21 protein-coding genes and 1 tRNA gene are annotated in these 15,952 nt (G+C 32.1%); 4 read left to right on the top strand and 18 right to left on the bottom strand.

Annotation, left to right across the window (positions count from 1 at the left end):
* The first annotated feature begins 52 nt into the window (after positions 1-52).
* Both HYY52_00155 and HYY52_00160 read left to right on the top strand, forming a co-directional pair.
* A complete protein-coding gene (locus tag HYY52_00155; GenBank protein MBI2995110.1) occupies positions 53-1,297 on the top strand; it encodes an ATP-binding protein in 1,245 nt (414 codons plus the stop codon).
* Between the two features lie 141 nt (positions 1,298-1,438).
* Positions 1,439-1,723, top strand: coding sequence for a hypothetical protein (locus HYY52_00160; GenBank protein MBI2995111.1), 285 nt, complete (start codon positions 1,439-1,441; stop codon positions 1,721-1,723).
* Positions 1,724-1,750: 27 nt separating this feature from the next.
* Here the strand turns inward: HYY52_00160 and HYY52_00165 are convergent, their stop codons facing one another.
* From HYY52_00165 to HYY52_00215, 11 genes are all read right to left on the bottom strand, one after another.
* Entirely contained in the window at positions 1,751-1,993 is a 243-nt protein-coding gene (locus tag HYY52_00165; GenBank protein ID MBI2995112.1) for a hypothetical protein, read from the bottom strand.
* A gap of 74 nt (positions 1,994-2,067) precedes the next feature.
* On the bottom strand, positions 2,068-2,232 hold the full coding sequence (locus tag HYY52_00170; GenBank protein ID MBI2995113.1) for a hypothetical protein: 165 nt from the start codon (positions 2,230-2,232) through the stop codon (positions 2,068-2,070).
* 42 nt (positions 2,233-2,274) lie between these two features.
* On the bottom strand, positions 2,275-2,454 hold the full coding sequence (locus HYY52_00175) for a hypothetical protein (protein MBI2995114.1): 180 nt from the start codon (positions 2,452-2,454) through the stop codon (positions 2,275-2,277).
* An 85-nt stretch (positions 2,455-2,539) separates the two neighbouring features.
* A complete protein-coding gene (locus HYY52_00180) occupies positions 2,540-3,370 on the bottom strand; it encodes a 4-hydroxy-tetrahydrodipicolinate reductase (protein ID MBI2995115.1) in 831 nt (276 codons plus the stop codon).
* Between the two features lie 7 nt (positions 3,371-3,377).
* Entirely contained in the window at positions 3,378-3,743 is a 366-nt protein-coding gene (locus HYY52_00185) for an aspartate 1-decarboxylase (GenBank protein ID MBI2995116.1), read from the bottom strand.
* A complete protein-coding gene (locus HYY52_00190; GenBank protein MBI2995117.1) occupies positions 3,736-4,503 on the bottom strand; it encodes a site-specific integrase in 768 nt (255 codons plus the stop codon). The genes HYY52_00185 and HYY52_00190 overlap by 8 nt, the downstream gene beginning before the upstream one ends.
* Entirely contained in the window at positions 4,500-4,868 is a 369-nt protein-coding gene (locus tag HYY52_00195; GenBank protein ID MBI2995118.1) for a YraN family protein, read from the bottom strand. Before HYY52_00195 ends, HYY52_00190 begins: the two co-directional genes overlap by 4 nt.
* Positions 4,869-4,881: 13 nt before the next feature.
* Entirely contained in the window at positions 4,882-5,343 is a 462-nt protein-coding gene (dut, locus tag HYY52_00200; protein ID MBI2995119.1) for a dUTP diphosphatase, read from the bottom strand.
* Between the two features lie 9 nt (positions 5,344-5,352).
* Positions 5,353-7,314, bottom strand: coding sequence for a DEAD/DEAH box helicase (locus HYY52_00205; protein ID MBI2995120.1), 1,962 nt, complete (start codon positions 7,312-7,314; stop codon positions 5,353-5,355).
* Complete coding sequence (locus HYY52_00210) at positions 7,314-8,000, bottom strand: nucleotidyl transferase AbiEii/AbiGii toxin family protein (GenBank protein MBI2995121.1); 687 nt, start codon at positions 7,998-8,000, stop codon at positions 7,314-7,316. Before HYY52_00210 ends, HYY52_00205 begins: the two co-directional genes overlap by 1 nt.
* Entirely contained in the window at positions 7,984-8,553 is a 570-nt protein-coding gene (locus HYY52_00215; protein MBI2995122.1) for a hypothetical protein, read from the bottom strand. Before HYY52_00215 ends, HYY52_00210 begins: the two co-directional genes overlap by 17 nt.
* A 141-nt stretch (positions 8,554-8,694) precedes the next feature.
* Between HYY52_00215 and HYY52_00220 the strand changes: the two genes are divergently transcribed.
* Positions 8,695-9,555, top strand: a complete 861-nt coding sequence (locus HYY52_00220; GenBank protein MBI2995123.1) for an SPFH domain-containing protein — start codon at positions 8,695-8,697, stop codon at positions 9,553-9,555.
* Between the two features lie 45 nt (positions 9,556-9,600).
* Positions 9,601-9,674: transfer RNA gene (locus tag HYY52_00225), tRNA-Pro, on the top strand.
* A 78-nt stretch (positions 9,675-9,752) separates the two neighbouring features.
* Here the strand turns inward: HYY52_00225 and HYY52_00230 are convergent.
* From HYY52_00230 to HYY52_00260, 7 genes are all read right to left on the bottom strand, one after another.
* Positions 9,753-11,753 carry a hypothetical protein gene (locus tag HYY52_00230; GenBank protein ID MBI2995124.1) on the bottom strand — a complete coding sequence of 667 codons (2,001 nt, stop codon included), beginning with the start codon at positions 11,751-11,753 and terminating at the stop codon, positions 9,753-9,755.
* A 254-nt stretch (positions 11,754-12,007) separates the two neighbouring features.
* Positions 12,008-13,165, bottom strand: coding sequence for an ATP-binding protein (locus HYY52_00235; protein MBI2995125.1), 1,158 nt, complete (start codon positions 13,163-13,165; stop codon positions 12,008-12,010).
* Positions 13,166-13,388: 223 nt separating this feature from the next.
* Positions 13,389-13,748, bottom strand: a complete 360-nt coding sequence (locus HYY52_00240; GenBank protein MBI2995126.1) for a type II toxin-antitoxin system PemK/MazF family toxin — start codon at positions 13,746-13,748, stop codon at positions 13,389-13,391.
* Positions 13,741-13,968: a CopG family transcriptional regulator gene (locus tag HYY52_00245; protein ID MBI2995127.1), complete on the bottom strand. Its 228-nt coding sequence runs from the start codon at positions 13,966-13,968 to the stop codon at positions 13,741-13,743. Before HYY52_00245 ends, HYY52_00240 begins: the two co-directional genes overlap by 8 nt.
* A 184-nt stretch (positions 13,969-14,152) precedes the next feature.
* Positions 14,153-14,461 carry a hypothetical protein gene (locus HYY52_00250; protein MBI2995128.1) on the bottom strand — a complete coding sequence of 103 codons (309 nt, stop codon included), beginning with the start codon at positions 14,459-14,461 and terminating at the stop codon, positions 14,153-14,155.
* A gap of 73 nt (positions 14,462-14,534) precedes the next feature.
* A complete protein-coding gene (locus HYY52_00255) occupies positions 14,535-15,527 on the bottom strand; it encodes a hypothetical protein (GenBank protein MBI2995129.1) in 993 nt (330 codons plus the stop codon).
* Positions 15,520-15,942 (bottom strand): pilus assembly protein, encoded by a 423-nt coding sequence (locus HYY52_00260; GenBank protein ID MBI2995130.1) that lies wholly within the window; start codon positions 15,940-15,942, stop codon positions 15,520-15,522. Before HYY52_00260 ends, HYY52_00255 begins: the two co-directional genes overlap by 8 nt.
* Positions 15,943-15,952: the final 10 nt, after the last annotated feature.

Here is a 15,952-nt window from a genome sequence, read left to right on the forward strand (position 1 = left end):
TAAGTCGAAATTTTGGACTAGGCGCCTGAAATTTCGTGGTATACTTTTTCCTATGAATTATAAAAAGAGGTTGATTGAGCCAGAAATATATAAACTTCTTAAAATCTTTCCTGTTGTTTCAATTACTGGACCAAGGCAATCAGGAAAAACAACCTTAATAAAAATAATTTCTAGTAAGTCAAAAAACTGGAAATATTATAATTTAGACAACAGGGAAATTTTGTTGAAGATAAAAGAAGATCCTTCTCTCTTTACAAACTCACTGAACTCTAACACAGCAATTGACGAAGCTCAAAAAGCTCCGGAATTATTCCATTCACTAAAAGAACTTGTCGATAGCGGATTTAAGCACAAAATTATTATTTCAGGTTCTGCAAACTTTCTGCTTATGAAATCAATTACAGAATCTTTAGCAGGAAGAGTAGGCATTCTTGAATTACTGCCATTTTCTGTTTCAGAAGCTATCTCAAGCAGCAGCAAGAAGATAATAAAGCTTATGATTTCTTCTAAAGATATAATAAATTTTAAAAATAAGCTAGCCAGACTCAAGAAAACAAAGCAATCAGACATGTTGGAATTTATACTAAGAGGTGGATTTCCAAAAGTTCACGAACTAGATAAAAACCAGTCCAGCAAGTGGTTTGAATCATATATAAGCACTTATATTGAAAAAGATTTAAGAGACTTATCTCAGATTGTAAATCTGGACAGTTTCCAGAAAGTATATAAAACTCTTGCTTTTCAGACAAGCAACATTTTAAACATAAATAACATTAGCTCAGATTTAGGAATCGATTCAAAGACTGTTAAAAAATATATTTCTCTTCTGGAGTCTTCATATCAGTGCAAATTAATTTATCCATTCTGTATGAAAGCAAACAAACAACTAGTTAAAAGACCTAAAGTACATTATCTGGATACAGGATTAATAAATTATTTTTATGAGAACCATACAAATGAGCAGATGCTCAATGGTGGAGAATGGGGAAAAATACTTGAGACATTTCTGTTTTCAGAGCTATACAAAGAAATAAAAGACATTACTCCAAAACCATCAATAAATTTTTGGAGAACAAGCAACGGTGCAGAAGTTGATTTTGTAATTGCCTCAGGGAAAAACATATACCCTATTGAAGTAAAATCAGGTTTTAAAATAAATCATTATGAACTAAGAGGAATACAAAGCTTCATGGAAAGTTATCAAAATGTGCCTTTCGGAATTGTAATCTACAGAGGACAGGAACCAATATTAGTTGATAAAAAGATTATTGCCCTTCCATGGAATTTGGCTTTTTAAGCTCTTTAACCGTACATTAACTTTTCAGCCTGCTACCTACTAGGCAGAAACGAAACGTTAAATAGATAAACTATCAACTTTACTCTCTTACTTACTTTATATAGATGTAAACATTCAAAGTTTATTATTAAAGGATTTTATATGAGCGGAACAGGTTTTTTTAGTAATTCAGTTTTAAGTATTGTTGGCACAGCTGCAATATATGTAATTGGATTTAAAAATCCAGCTTTACTCAAAGCACTGGTAAAAAATCCATCCTTGATTAGTAAAGAACTAGACGCATTTTATATTGGTACTAGATCTGCAAATAGAATCTTACAATATGAGAAAGATCACTTACCTCATAATATGTCTTCACTGCAAGCTCATCAAAATTCAATAACAACAACTCATAATGCTGGACACCACTTAGATCAAGCAGCATAGATAATGTCTCAACCAAAAGATTGAATCTTAAATATAACAATTAGCAAAACATGCAGAAACATTTCCGCAAGTCACAGTATGAAAGTAGTAGATTTTTTCATATTGATGACCAAGTAATTTTAAGATATGCTTATGATAATCCCTAATATTTGTAACTTGAGTTTTAATAATGTTTGCAAGTTGCATGTAAACCACATGAATACCTTGAAATAGTTGATATATCCATCTCATTGTAGGTTTCTTGGTAGGCTTGTCTAGTTGATTTATCACAATAGACTTATTGCGAAATCAAATGGAAGAGAAATAATTTTCTGTCAAACTTAAGTTTTCAATTTTTAATTACGTCATGCAGCCTCCTTCTGATCAATGTGGTAGTTATTTAACCCACAAGCAATGAGCATAAATCTATCAGCTTTATCATTTCCCTTGTTTCTGTAGATATGAGAGACAGAATTGTATTTTTTTATGTGAGCAATGGCATGTTCATTTACAACTCTTCTTTTACTAATATTTTTATTAGTTTCTTTTTCTTCTTCTGTAAGTTCTTTACCTCAAGGCTTTTTTCTAGGCATTCTTACTTTCAGATTTGAATATTCTGTTGTAATTCCATCAAACCCTTTATCAACATTAGAAGTAACATCAGGAGGAATACCCTGAAACTCTTTTACCGTTATACCTGTAAGTGATTTACAAATTGAATCGTTTTTTAGTCCGGATTTTGCATTAATCATGAAAGTATCTCCTTACACTTTCAGACTAATTGCCCTAACTTTTTGTGGCCTATCCTTATTCTTTTGTTACTATTCCGCAATAAGTCTAGTAAATAATATTTTCTAGCCCGTAAACTAAATGATCTAATCCCATAACTTTTTTAATGGCCATTAAAACTCCAGGCATAAATGCAGTACGGTCGTAAGTATCATGTCTTATTGTAAGTGTTTGTCCAGTCATGCCCATAATAATTTCTTGATTTGCAATTACTCCTGGCAAACGGACACTGTGTATATGAATATTTCCTTCTCCTACAGCTCCTCTTGCTCCTTTTATAGTTTCTTTGCTAGTAGAGCCATGCGGCCGCATGGCTCTACTTCCAAATAATTTTCTGTTTTCAGCCATAAGTTCAGCTGACTTTATAGAAGTACCACTTGGTGCATCTAACTTCTTATCGTGATGGTACTCAATAATTTCTGCATTGGCAAAATATTTACTGGCTTCCTTTGCAAATTTCATCATAAGTACTGCACCTACTGCAAAGTTTGGTGCAACAATTGCACCAATAGCATTTTGTTTTGCAATTTTTGAGAGCTCGTTAACATCATCTTTTGTCATTCCAGTAGTTCCAATAACAACACGAACACCAGCTTTTAAGGCAACTTGAGCATTTACAATTACAATTTCAGGCATTGTAAAATCTACCATTACATTAGGATTAGATTTAACAAGTGTTTCTTTTAAATCACCGGTAAGTTTTACACCAGTCTCATCTATTCCACATAGTAAGCCAATATCTTTTCCTAAATTTGGATTGCCTGATCTATCAACACCACCAACTAGTTTTAAATCTGCTTCTGCAGATACTGCTCTTACAACAGCTTGTCCCATCTTTCCAGCTGCACCACAAACTAATACTTTTATATCTTTTGGCATATAAAAATTATAACAAGACTACAACTTCATCAGGGATATTATTTTTATCTACATGGATGATCTTTGGCTTAAAGTTTTTTACTTCTTCTTCATTAAGTTGTGCATAGCTAACAATTATTACAATATCTTCAGTTTTTATTTTATGACTTGCTGCACCGTTTACACAAATAGTGCCAGAGTTCTTAGAACCAGATATTGCATATGTTATGAGCCTTTCTCCATTTGTAATGTTTAGAACTTGAATTTGTTCATATTCTTTTATGTTTGCCAGTTCCATTAAGTATGAATCAATAGTTAAGCTACCAATGTAATTAAGATTAGACTTAGTAACTGTTGCACGGTGGATTTTACTTTTTAAGAATGTTCTAAGCATTAAAAATCTCTCTTTGCATTGACATAGTATCAATTTTATCTGCTGATAGTTTTTTTAAACTTCTTATTGTCAATTTGCCTTGTAAGTTTAAGTCTTCACTTAGTTTTTTAATCAATCCATAAATGTCGATTTCAGAAATTGGTTTGCCTTTTTCATTTAAAAATAAGCTTAAACAGTTACTTGAACTAGCTAAATTAGCTCTAACTTCAAGCAAATATTCCCTAAGCAAGGTAAATATTTCATGTGGCAGATAAATTTTCTCTGTATCAGATAAATCAATCACTTTGTTTTCAAAGTCAACTTGAAAAGTATTTACCCGTGCAATTTGTGTTGCAGAAAGCCCTAACTTACCAATTAGTAATAAAATTAACCTTTGATCAATTCTTAACTTGGTGTCTTCAATAATTTTCTTAATGTCATTTTTTTCAAGCTCATTTTCTTCTGTTTTAAAAAATGTTGCTTGGTTAGTAACTATTAATGAATAGTTAGCTGGTATAAGCTTGTGAATGTATAAGTATCTTAAAAAGAGCCTAAATGTTGATGCTCTTCTATTAAAAGAGTTTTGTTCTTTGTTTGTTTCTTCTAAATGCTTTAAGTAACTTTTTACCCAGCCTTGGTTTATGTCTTGAAGTTGTGTGTTTGTAGAAACAACATATTCTAAAAATTCATTTAAGTCACTTTTATAAGCAGCTTTCGTATTCAAAGAAAATTTTTGATCTTCTAGAATTTGGTTTATAAATTGTTCAATAATTTCTTTCACTGTAAATAAAATGCGTTTTTAATATGTTCGAGCTTATTGCCTTCTTGACTAATTTTAATAGCAATTACATCAAATCTGCAAGCTGTATTTTCAAGATTAGTTAAATGTAAATAAGCTGTTGCTAGTTTGTATAGCTGTCTTTGTTTTTTCTTTGTTACAAGTTCTTTTGCTTCATCAAGGCTTGTAGTTCTGGATTTTACTTCTATAAAAACAAGCTCATTTTTATTTGGATCTTTTGCAATAATATCAATTTCACCATACTTTCCAGATCTCCAATTTTGTTTTAGAATTAAAAATTTATTTTTTCTTAAATAATCACAAGCAAGCTTTTCGCCTTGTTTGCCAAGTTTGTGGTTTGTGGTCATTCTCAATTCTCAATTATTTTCCCGTGCTTCCAAATCCACCACTACCTCTTTTTGTTTCTTCTTGAAGTCCTTCAACGAATTCAGTACTAACGTGTACAACTGGTGAAATGACTAATTGTGCAATTCGATCATTTGGTTGAATTGTATAAGATTCATCTCCAAGATTTATCATAAGACAACAAATCTCTCCACGGTAATCACTGTCAACTGTTCCAACACAATTGGTAAGTGTAATTCCATGTTTACTTGCAAGTCCTGATCGTGGTCTTACTTGACCTTCATAACCAGGAGGCAAAATCATAATTAATCCTGTTGGTACTTTTGCACGTTCGCCTGGTTTTAATGTAAGTGGTTCTTCAAGTACATTTACTAAATCCATTCCACTAGCACCTTCTGTAGCATAAAAAGGAAGCTTTGCTTTAGGATGGATTTTTACAAATTGAACAGTTAATTTTTTTTCTGTGAAGGTTAGCATGGTGTTATTTTACACTATTTCCTTTACTGGTTCCTTATTCATTAATTCTATTGCTTCTTTTGCAAGATCAATAATTTGTGGATTCATATACGGTGCATTTTTAATATGACGCAAAAGATCCATTGTCCTTCTTGTTGCACGAACAAGATCCCCCTCGTCTAAATTAGTAAGTCTAAGTAGATCTTCCCATCTTGTTTCTTCTTTACACCAAATTTCTATTAAACCTGCAAGCTGAGGATTTATGTTTGCTGACATTTCTATATTGTAGTTTCTTTGAAGCTTAATTAAACTCTTGCTTATCTTCTGCATTGAAATAAAAGTATCTTCTACGTTTATTGATTGTTTTGCTCTTATATATATTCGAGGACGAGTCTCATCAATAGCAAGAGATGAAATGCATGCAGAGAATTCCTGTGGCTGTAGAACAAAATCACATTTCAATAATATCTCACTAATTAACAAAATATTTTCACCACGCAATGATGATGCCATTATTCCATGCTCAGTTGGAATATTGTCTTTTAAGTAACCAAGCTTAGTTAAAACCTTTGTTAAATTTAAAAATCCATCCCAATAAAAATCCTCATGACTGCTAAGCAAATATTGCCCAAAGCTTTTATTTAAAAGATCTTTTATTTGATCCATTGAATGATGTTGCAGAAGATTTAACGCCATTGAATAGTTTGGAGTAAACTGACTAGTAAGAGGATTAGCTGTAGCTGCTGCTAGTTTTGCAGCAAATGCTGGTGAATGATCAATAGTTTCTTTAATTACAACATTTCCAACTTTATCCATTCCTCTGCGTCCAGCTCTGCCAGACATTTGTAAAAATTCATTGCTTGTAAGATTCTTATGTCCCGCGCCTCCATGCTTTCCAAGATTACTTATCACAGTTGTTTTTGCTGGCATATTGATTCCTGCAGCAAGTGTTTCAGTTGCAAAGACAACCTTGATTAGACCTTTGCTAAAAAGTTCTTCTACAATTGTTTTCCATTGAGGTAAAAGTCCTGCATGGTGTACTGCCATTCCTTGATATAAAAACCCAAGATGTTTGTGTTTAAAAAGGTAATCATTCCCATATGTTTTTTCTTGAATTAGCTTTGATAATGTTTTTCTTTCATCTAGCGTCAGTAAATTAAAACCTAATTGTTGGCAATCTTTTAATGCAAGCTCACAACCTCGTCTTGAAAAAACAAAATAAATTGCAGGCAAAAGTCCTCTCTTATGAAGTTCTATTACTACATCAGGGATTCTTCCTTCCTTGCTACCTTTTCTTTTCATATCTTTAAACTTCTGCTTATGTGCTTTAAAAGAATCTTTATGGATTTTAAGTTGTGGATTTAACTCTTTATTTTGTAACAGTAATGGATAGAGATGGTTTTGTTTAAAATAATAAAACCTAAGTGGGACTGGTCTATGAAAAGTTTCTATTAGTTTTGTTTTATTATGTATATTTGAAATCCAGTCTGTAAGCTCTTTTGCGTTTGCTATTGTAGCTGAAAGTGCAAGTACCTGAAGACCTGGTGGAGAATAAATTATGCTTTCTTCCCATACAGTTCCTCGCTCAGGGTCATTCATATAGTGACATTCATCTAAAACTAAGTATCTTAAGTGTTTTAAGTTTTCATCTACAGAGCCAAGCACTGTACCATAGAGCATATTTCTATAAATCTCTGTAGTCATAACAACAATTTGTGCATCACTGTTAACTGAAGTATCACCAGTAATTATTCCAATATTTTCTTTGCCATATTTTTTCTGAAAGTCATGAAACTTTTGATTGCTCAGTGCTTTAAGCGGAGTCGTATAAAAAACTCTCTCACTTCCTTTTAAAGCTTCTTCAATAACAAACTCTGCAATTGCAGTTTTCCCGGATCCAGTAGGAGCGCTAACTACAACACTAACTCCAGATTTAAGAGCATTAATTGCTTCTTCTTGAAAAGGATCGAGGGTGAAGATGGCTGTCATCATTAACTCTCAAGTTTTACTCTCATCAAAAACACCACATCTTTTTTTAAGTTTTTCCTTGTCCATTCTTTTGTCTTTTCGTCCAGTAGTTCACCAATTCCCTGAAGAATATATTTTTCGTTTATTTTGTTTATAATTTCAATACATTGTTTTATGTATTCTTTAAGTGAAAGTCCTTTTCTCTTTTTAATTATTGTTTCATTTATATCCCAATTGTTTTTCAAGAAAAACCATATGTCGAAAATATCTCTGCTTGCTAGTTCTCTTCTATCAGACAGTGCACAGAGTTTATGTGCAAACATATCTTCTTTTATCATTACAAGCATAGAAATACCAAGATAATTTTTTAATTCATATTTAGAGCCAAAATCTCTTCTGTTTATTTCCACCTTTATTTTTTGAGATCCTTTTGCGTAAGATAGTAGAAAAAATATAGTGTGTCTCTTTAAAAACTTGTCCTTGATTTCACCATATTCTTTAATTATGGCTTCAATCTTTTGAAAAACAAGTTCCTCTTTTTCTGAGTCAAGCAAATCAAAATCCAGATCAACTGAGAACCTTTTAAGATCATAGAAAAGATAAGCAGCCGTCCCTCCTTTAAAGCCAAGAAGCGGACCTAAAGAAGTATCTGAATAAATCTCTTTAAGTATTTGAAGTAGCATTGTTCTGTGTTTATTTATGTCCAGCATATTTCTTTAATCTCTTAGCAAGGTTTTTATTTTTATAAATAGGAAGAATTTGAAAGCAAAGATCCCACTTTATAGGTTTTAGATTGTCAAAGTAATATTCTCCATAAAGATAAAGGGTATCAAGAAATGCTCTTTCTTTAGATGCCACAAAGTATCCTTCCATTTTTTCAAGACCGGTTTTATTACTTAAAACAATATCTTTAATTTTTTTATAGACAATTCTGTTACCTCCACATGTTATTTCTCTTGTTTGATAACTGATTACAAAAATACTTTTGTGGTATTGAAATATTATTCCTTCTTCTTCTAGAATAGTTTGAAGGCTAACATATGATGGTGTGTAAATTTTAGTTCCTAGTTCAAGCCTGTCATAGTTCTTGTCTTTAGCATAAATTCCCCTTCTTATTGCATACAACTTGCCGGTTTTTACATAGTAATTAATCTTACTTTTTACAAGATCTGTTTCTGTTTCACCCCAGATTAATGAGATATCTTTAAAAGTAAAGACCGTGTTTTTGGAGCTATATATTTTTAAAATATCAGATTTATCCATGTTTATAGGCTAAAGGTAAGAATATTTCTTACCTTTAGCTCAAATTATAACATATACACTGCTTTCTGTACGATTTTGTATCAAAAGCTGAAAATATATGTTTAGAGCTATAATATTTCTTGATTATAAGGAGTAAGCATCATGATTCTCATCACAAACTACATCTCAATGATTATTTTCTTTGTTATTTCTGGCTTAGGTTTTGTTTTTCTTTCGCCATTAATGATGGTTAAACCCATTATGGGTTCAGTGCTTTTTAGCTTAGTGTTTATTGTTGCTTTATTTATTTCATCTGGGATAAAAATTGCAGCTCAATGGGAAAAGGCAGTTGTGTTCAGGCTTGGGAAATATAGTTCTATAAAAGGTCCAGGAGTATTTTTTATTATTCCAATGATTGACGAAATTAGAATAGTAGACACAAGAATCCTTACAATGGATATTCCAAAACAGCAAGTAATTACGAAAGACAATGTACCAGTTTCAATAAATGGTGTTTTATATTTTTTAGTTAGTAACCCTGAAGCAGCAGTTATAAAAGTTCAAAATTATTCATATGCAATTTCCCAGTATGCTCAGGCAGCTTTAAGAGATGTAGTAGGAGGAATGACTTTTGATGATCTGCTGGCTGAACGTGAACAAATTGGGAAATCAATTGAATCAATTGTTGAAAAAGAATCAAAAGAATGGGGACTTGAAGTTAAAGGAATTAAAATCCAGGATGTAGATGTTCCGGAAGATTTAAAGAAAATGATGTCACGTCAAGCATCAGCTGAGCGGGAAAAGCGAGCTACAATTACAAAAGCAGAAGGTGATAAACTTGCTGCAATGAATCTTGCAGAAGCAGCAAAGACAATGTCAATGAGCCCTGGTGCAATGCAGCTTCGAACTTTACAAACAATAGATGGGCTTGGGCCTACTGCATCAAATACAGTAGTACTCGCAGTACCAGTGGAACTTTATGATCTTGTAAGAAAGTTTGCAAGCAATCAAAGTAAATCCTAAAAGAAAGCTATAATATAAATTAAACTGATCTCTGATTCTCTAGAACGGGCCGTGGCTCAGCTTGGTAGAGCACTTCCTTGGGGTGGAAGGGGTCGAGAGTTCAAATCTCTCCGGTCCGATTTTTGAAAATTAAAGCTCATCTCAAACAAATATTTGATAATCACGGTTCAAATCCCAGTGGATCTATTTAAAAATTATCACCTTTGTTTAACGGTTTTTGTTTCAATTATCTTTTCACCGTCTTCTGCAAATTTTGTTATAGTATCCTCATAAGCATCTTCATAACGAAGCCACTTTCTCTCAAGTCTTAATAGGCGTTTTCCATTTGGACCAAATATTTCCTCAATAGGACCTTTATCAGCAACAACATATTTAATTACTTTCTTTTCAACAAGTTTTCCTTCTGCATTATATTTTATTTCTTCTCTACCATCTTTATTGTAAGTATGTTCTGTTTTAAAAAGCAATTTCCCTGAACCATCATATTCCTCATCTACAGAGCCATCTTTATGGGTAACTTTCTTACTGGTTAGTTTGTCATCGCTATCAAATAATTCTACGGTATAAATATCTTTTTGGGAAGTCACAACCTTTTGCCCAGTATATTTATTATTTTCATCATAATTTTTTGTTATAGTTGGTTCATCTTTACTTGTTACTTCTATTATCTTACCTGCAAATTCTCCGTTTATATATGTTTCTGTAATAGCTTCAAAATCAGCTCTTCTACCATCAAATCTTATAGTTCTTATTGATCTTCTTTCTTTTAGTTTTTCATTTAAGTCAAATGTTTCACTAGTTGTTCCTGTTGAATCACTTGTTATTCTTTTTTTTAACTTTCCATAAGCATTATAAAATTCTTTAATTTCTTTGTTAGATCTACCATCATTGCCAGGAGTTCTTAATTCAAGAGATGACCAGCAAAGCTTACCATCTTTATCGTAGCTCTTTCTTGTTTCAAGTAGTCTATCATGAGTGTATTTTGAAGTGATCTTCCCATCATAAACACCTTTGAAATAGTGCTCTCTAACAGATTCAACTGGCTTACCAAATTTGTCAAAAACTGAAATAGTATATTTGCTGGTTATTAATTTTTTACCGTCTTTTATATTATTTTCTGTTTCTACTAAACCCACGAGATCTCTGTCGGCAGAATATTCTTTAACAGTTACAGTTTCCCTGTTATTTTCTTTATTATCTGCTGAGATATCAAAAGTCTTGACAATTTTTCCATCACAATCCCTAACAACAGTTCTTCCTAAAAGCTTGTCTTTAGAGTAAGTAGTAGCTATAGTTTGAAGTACTTTTCCTTTGCCATCTTTTATTGTTTTTTCCGAAAATGTACCATCTAAACTTATTTCTTCAATGCTGGATTCAACAAATTCTCCCTTTTTGTTTTTTACAGTTGCAATAACCGTTGTGCCTTTTATATGTGATTTTGTTTCTATAACTGTAGTTAGATCCTTATCTTTGTCTTTTTTAGTTTCAAGTTTATTGTAAACCCAGCCTTTTCCAGTACTCTTTTCAACTACAGTTGTTCCATCTTCTACAATTTTAATTGTTTCTTTATCTGTTAATTTTCCTGTTGCGTCTTTAGTTTCTGTAACTGAAGATAAACGATCCTCGCTGATTTTTGTTACTGTTGTGGAAACTAATTTAAAATCTATGTTTTCTTCTTTTGTAGTTACTGTCAAACCATTTTCACTATATTCTGTTGAAATTCTTGATTTTACTTTATAGTCACTGTCCATTTCTTGAACGTATTTGAATATTCTTTTTCCATTAGCATCAAAATCTACAGTAGTAAGGATAAGCCCATTATTGCTCCTTTTTGTAACACTTCTTTCCTTTAATCTCCCTAATTTATCATAAGTAAATTCTTCTTTTTCTTTCAACTTTTTGTCTTCACCAATAATTTCAATAAAAGCAAGTTTATCGTCCTTCAATTTTTTAACTTCCCTTCCTCTGCTTTTATCTAATTCAAATGGCTCGTCAGTAAGAAGAGGTAAAAGTTCTTTTGTGCTTTCTTTACCTTGAGGATCTGTGAAAGCCACAAATTGAATGTCACTGCTTATGAATTGATCATTATCAATTTCTTCAGTGGTAGGCTTTATTGTAATTTTTTTTTCTGTGCTAGTCTCAAAATTCGCTAATGATTTCTTTCCTAATATAATGATTGTTCCAATTAAATTAACCATAACCCTCTATTCTATGTCTTACAATACAAGGCAATAAGCTAAAAATTTTTGATATTAATAAACTTCTTCAAAATAAAATTTCCTTAATTATTTGAAAGTAGTGAAAAACACTAGGAGGATAGTTAAATCACGCAGCAGGAGCTAAGTCCGGTTATAAAAATATACCCTTTATACTCCATTAATTTAGTTCTCGCTTTGAAAGAGCGAGGCTTGCTTTGTTTACAAAGTCTGCAATTAATCTTTTAGCTCAATGTTCATAAAACCCGACTTGTAGCTTTTATAATTTCGCCAACCAGATTTCTTAAGCTAACAAATGTAACTTCTATACTTCCATATTTCTTTTTGTACGTTCTATCAATATCATGAGAAACTACATAATTTAGACCTTTTTGATATGTTCTTCTGAAAATCTCTAAGTTGGAAGAATTAAAATTGTCTGATTTCCATTTGCATTCAATTGCTATCGGATCTTTGCCTCTTGGGGAAATAACAAAATCTATTTCATTCCCTTGTTTATTTCTCCAATACATTATTTTTTTCGTTTGTGTTTCTGCATTTATTTCATTTAAAACAAAGTGCTCCCACAATACTCCCATATCATCTGGTCTTAAAGAGTTCCAACTACGATAGTAACAAACAAAACCTGTATCAAATGCATACACTTTTGGGGCTTTTACTATTTCGTTTATTTTGTAGGTGCTAAAAGGCCTAACAATATTTGCTACAAATGTTTGATCTAAAATATTTAAGTAGTTATTAATAGTGACTCTGCTTACTTCACAAGGCTTAGCATATTTTGTTGCTTCAAAAATCCCACCACTATTTACAAACAAAAGTTCAATAAACTTTTGAAAAGAACTTTTCTTTTCAAGCTTAAATAATTCTTCTATGTCTTTAGACCAATATTCGCTTATCCATTCCTCAAACTCATACTCTGGTACCTTGTTCTGCAAAAAATTAGGTGGTAGCCCACCAAATAAAAATCTATGACTGTAGTCTTGATTATTAAAATTCTTTAGATCTTTAGTAATTAAAGGAGTGAGCCAAATTGAACATTTTCTTCCAGTAAGCGTATCTTTAAATTTCTTTGATGAACCAAGTGTTGATGAACCAGTTGCAACAACTTTTATATCAGGGAAATAATCACTAGCTATCTTTAATAGCTCTGATGGGTTATCTAGCCTGTGAACTTCATCAAAGATAACTTTCTTCTTTTTTAATCCTTTTAGAAATAACTCGGGATTTTCGGCTTGTTTTCTGATTCCATAAAGCTCAAAGTCAAAGTATTCAATGTTTGGAATAGATTTGCATAGGTAGGTTTTTCCTACTCTTCTTACACCATTAAGCCATATTACAGATCTGCTTTTCCAAGCATTGTTTATCTTTTCTAACCAGAAATCTCTTTGGACCATACGTAAGCATACTATCATATGGTTTAACTATATGCAATCAATCTTTCGTTTAGTGTAAGCTGGGAATGCAACAATAAAGCAAACCTGTCCCTGTGAGTAAGGATAAACAATAGTGAAGAGCACTAGGGGATACATCACGCAGCAGGAGCCAAGCCTGGTATATAAATATGCTCTCTATATTCCATTAATTTAGTTCTCACTTTGTACCTGAGGCCCGATTTTACTATAGTTCAATATCTAAATGTAAAGCCATCCCTTTTTTTACACTGCTAAAGTCTTGTTCATTTAGAATGCCTATTTTTTTAATAAAATTATTTTTGCTTACTGTATAAACATGAGAACAAATTGCTGCACTTGGTTTATTTAGACCACTTTGTTTTGTTGGTTTAAGATAGATGTAAATCTCATCGTATTGCTCTACCTTTGTAGATGTAGGAACAACTGTTATTGTGTCTAGTAAAGTACACCCCTCGTTGCTTTGAACAACTATTGAAGGTCTTGCAGTTTTGCCAAGCTCACCTCTGCGGGATGGCTCATAATTAACTAGCCATACTTCACCTTTTTTTATTTCTTTGTTATCCAAGACTTTTTGCTACCTCAAATTGTGCTTTTTCAAGAGCTGACAATTCCTCTGCTGCTTTTGACTTAGCAAATCTGGCATATGCTTGAACACGTTTTAATTTCCTGTAAGCTTTAATAGCATCAGCTATTAATTCACTAACACTTCGGCCAGTCTTTTCTGCTTCCTTCTTAATCAACTTAGCAAGCTCATCGTCTAATGAGATTGAGATTTTTATAGACATTTTCTTACCTCTTTTCCTACTTTTTATCCTACTATAAATCCTACCCACCTATCATTAAAACCTAATTAAATAAGGTATTTAGCCGCGTAGCGTAAACCACGGGAGCTTGCTCCCGAGTAGTTTAGAAACGTAACGAATGTAACCTTGGGTTACAAAGTTTGATGACTATTCAGTACTTTTTAAATTACCAGTCCTTTACTACGTGATCCTTAAAGTAGTTAAAATTAATGTCTTTAATTTTAAAATTCTCTATTTGTGGACTTAAGAGAAAAAGATTAATCTTTTTTTGATTGGTAATTTTTGCATCTGCTAAAAATGAGTAAAATTTTTCAAGATTTTTTGCATGATTCATTGTAGGTGTTTCATTTGATTTTATTTCTATGACATCCAATTTATCCCCATGTTCAATTAGCAAATCAACCTCAACACCATTGCTTTCTTTATAGAAAAAAAAGTTTTTATGTCCTCCAGTTGCAAAGTTTCTTTTTACCAATTCACTGATTACAAGATTTTCAAAAATATAGTAATCCTCGGGTCCATAAGGAGCTGACCATTGCTTAATATAACTACTCTACTAATCCAAATGCCTGAGCTAACAATGATTGATAATCAGAACTTATATTTGTTCCTCCTCCAACTTGTAGTCCACCAAAAGTATTGTCAACATAGCTTGGTGTAATTGTTATATCTATGTATTTTTGTCCCATTGAATCAACTATTGCATTAATTTCTGCACCAAGAAAACCATCAGTCATTACTTCACTGGCCATGTCTGTTGAAGAAACCAGAGGAAACAAATAAGTCATTCCAACTAAAATATTTGGGTCCATATCCATAATAACTGCTCCCATTCCACCATCATTTACATTAAAAGTATCATTGACTGTAACTCCAGGCGGCTTAGTACCTATACCTGATTGAAAATAATCAATAACATTTTTAATGTCGGTTGTACTGGGATTACTGTTTGTATAATCAGTCCAATGAGCATTGTCTATATCACTGCCTGTATATAACCTCAACATATTTCCATTGTTTATAGCACTTGGCAATACTGAACTATCAATTACAAATGGAAACCCTGAACCTGCCAATGCCTTTCCTGCTGCTCTTTTTGCAACAGTAGCTTTATCATAAATTTGAACTTCGTTAATATTAAAAATCATACCTAAAAATGTTTTTGCTTTATATGTATATGAAACCATAATTGCATTTGGTGAAGGATGATTTTCATCCCATGTAAAAGTCATGTTATTAAAATCATAGACTCCAACTTGAATGGATAAATCATTGTTGTCAAGTGTTAAAGATACAAAATTAGGAATTGTTTTAGTTAGATTATTATTTAAATAATTTAAGGTTACATTTTTTGCACCAGAAATATTTTGATTAGTAACCAGCTGAGATATGCCTGCAAGTACTGAAAGATCAATCGCACTTTTTACATTTGTTTTTTTTGTATAGAAGTTTGACAAGTCAATCGTAATAGCACCTAAGCCTAATACCGCTATTAATAGCAGTGCAAAAAATGGTATAACCATTCCATGTTTATTACGCACTTGACACCTCAGATCTTGCTACTGCTGTACTTTTTAAAACAGGTGCCCATGGCTGGCTTGAATTAAAAAGTCCAAAAGGATTTATTATCGGTGTGTAATTATACTGAACATTTACAGTAATGACATCTCCTACTTTTTTTACTATTCCAGGAGATGGTGTAATAGTTAAAGTAAATTTTGCAATATCTGGCAATAGAGAATTAGCTCCTGAAGCATCAATAACATTTTGCTGTGTATAAGATGATGTAACCGATGCATACCTTACTGCAGATCTTGCAATTTGACTTAAACTATTTGATATATAAAACACACTGCCAAATTCATAAATAAAAAGAACTATCCCAAGTAATATTGGAATAACTAGTGCTGTTTCTGCCATTACACTTCCTTTAAAAGATCTAAATAAAAATTTCATAATTTAAATT

Source organism: Candidatus Melainabacteria bacterium (assembly GCA_016193285.1).
Lineage (GTDB): Bacteria > Cyanobacteriota > Vampirovibrionia > 2-02-FULL-35-15 > 2-02-FULL-35-15 > JACPSL01.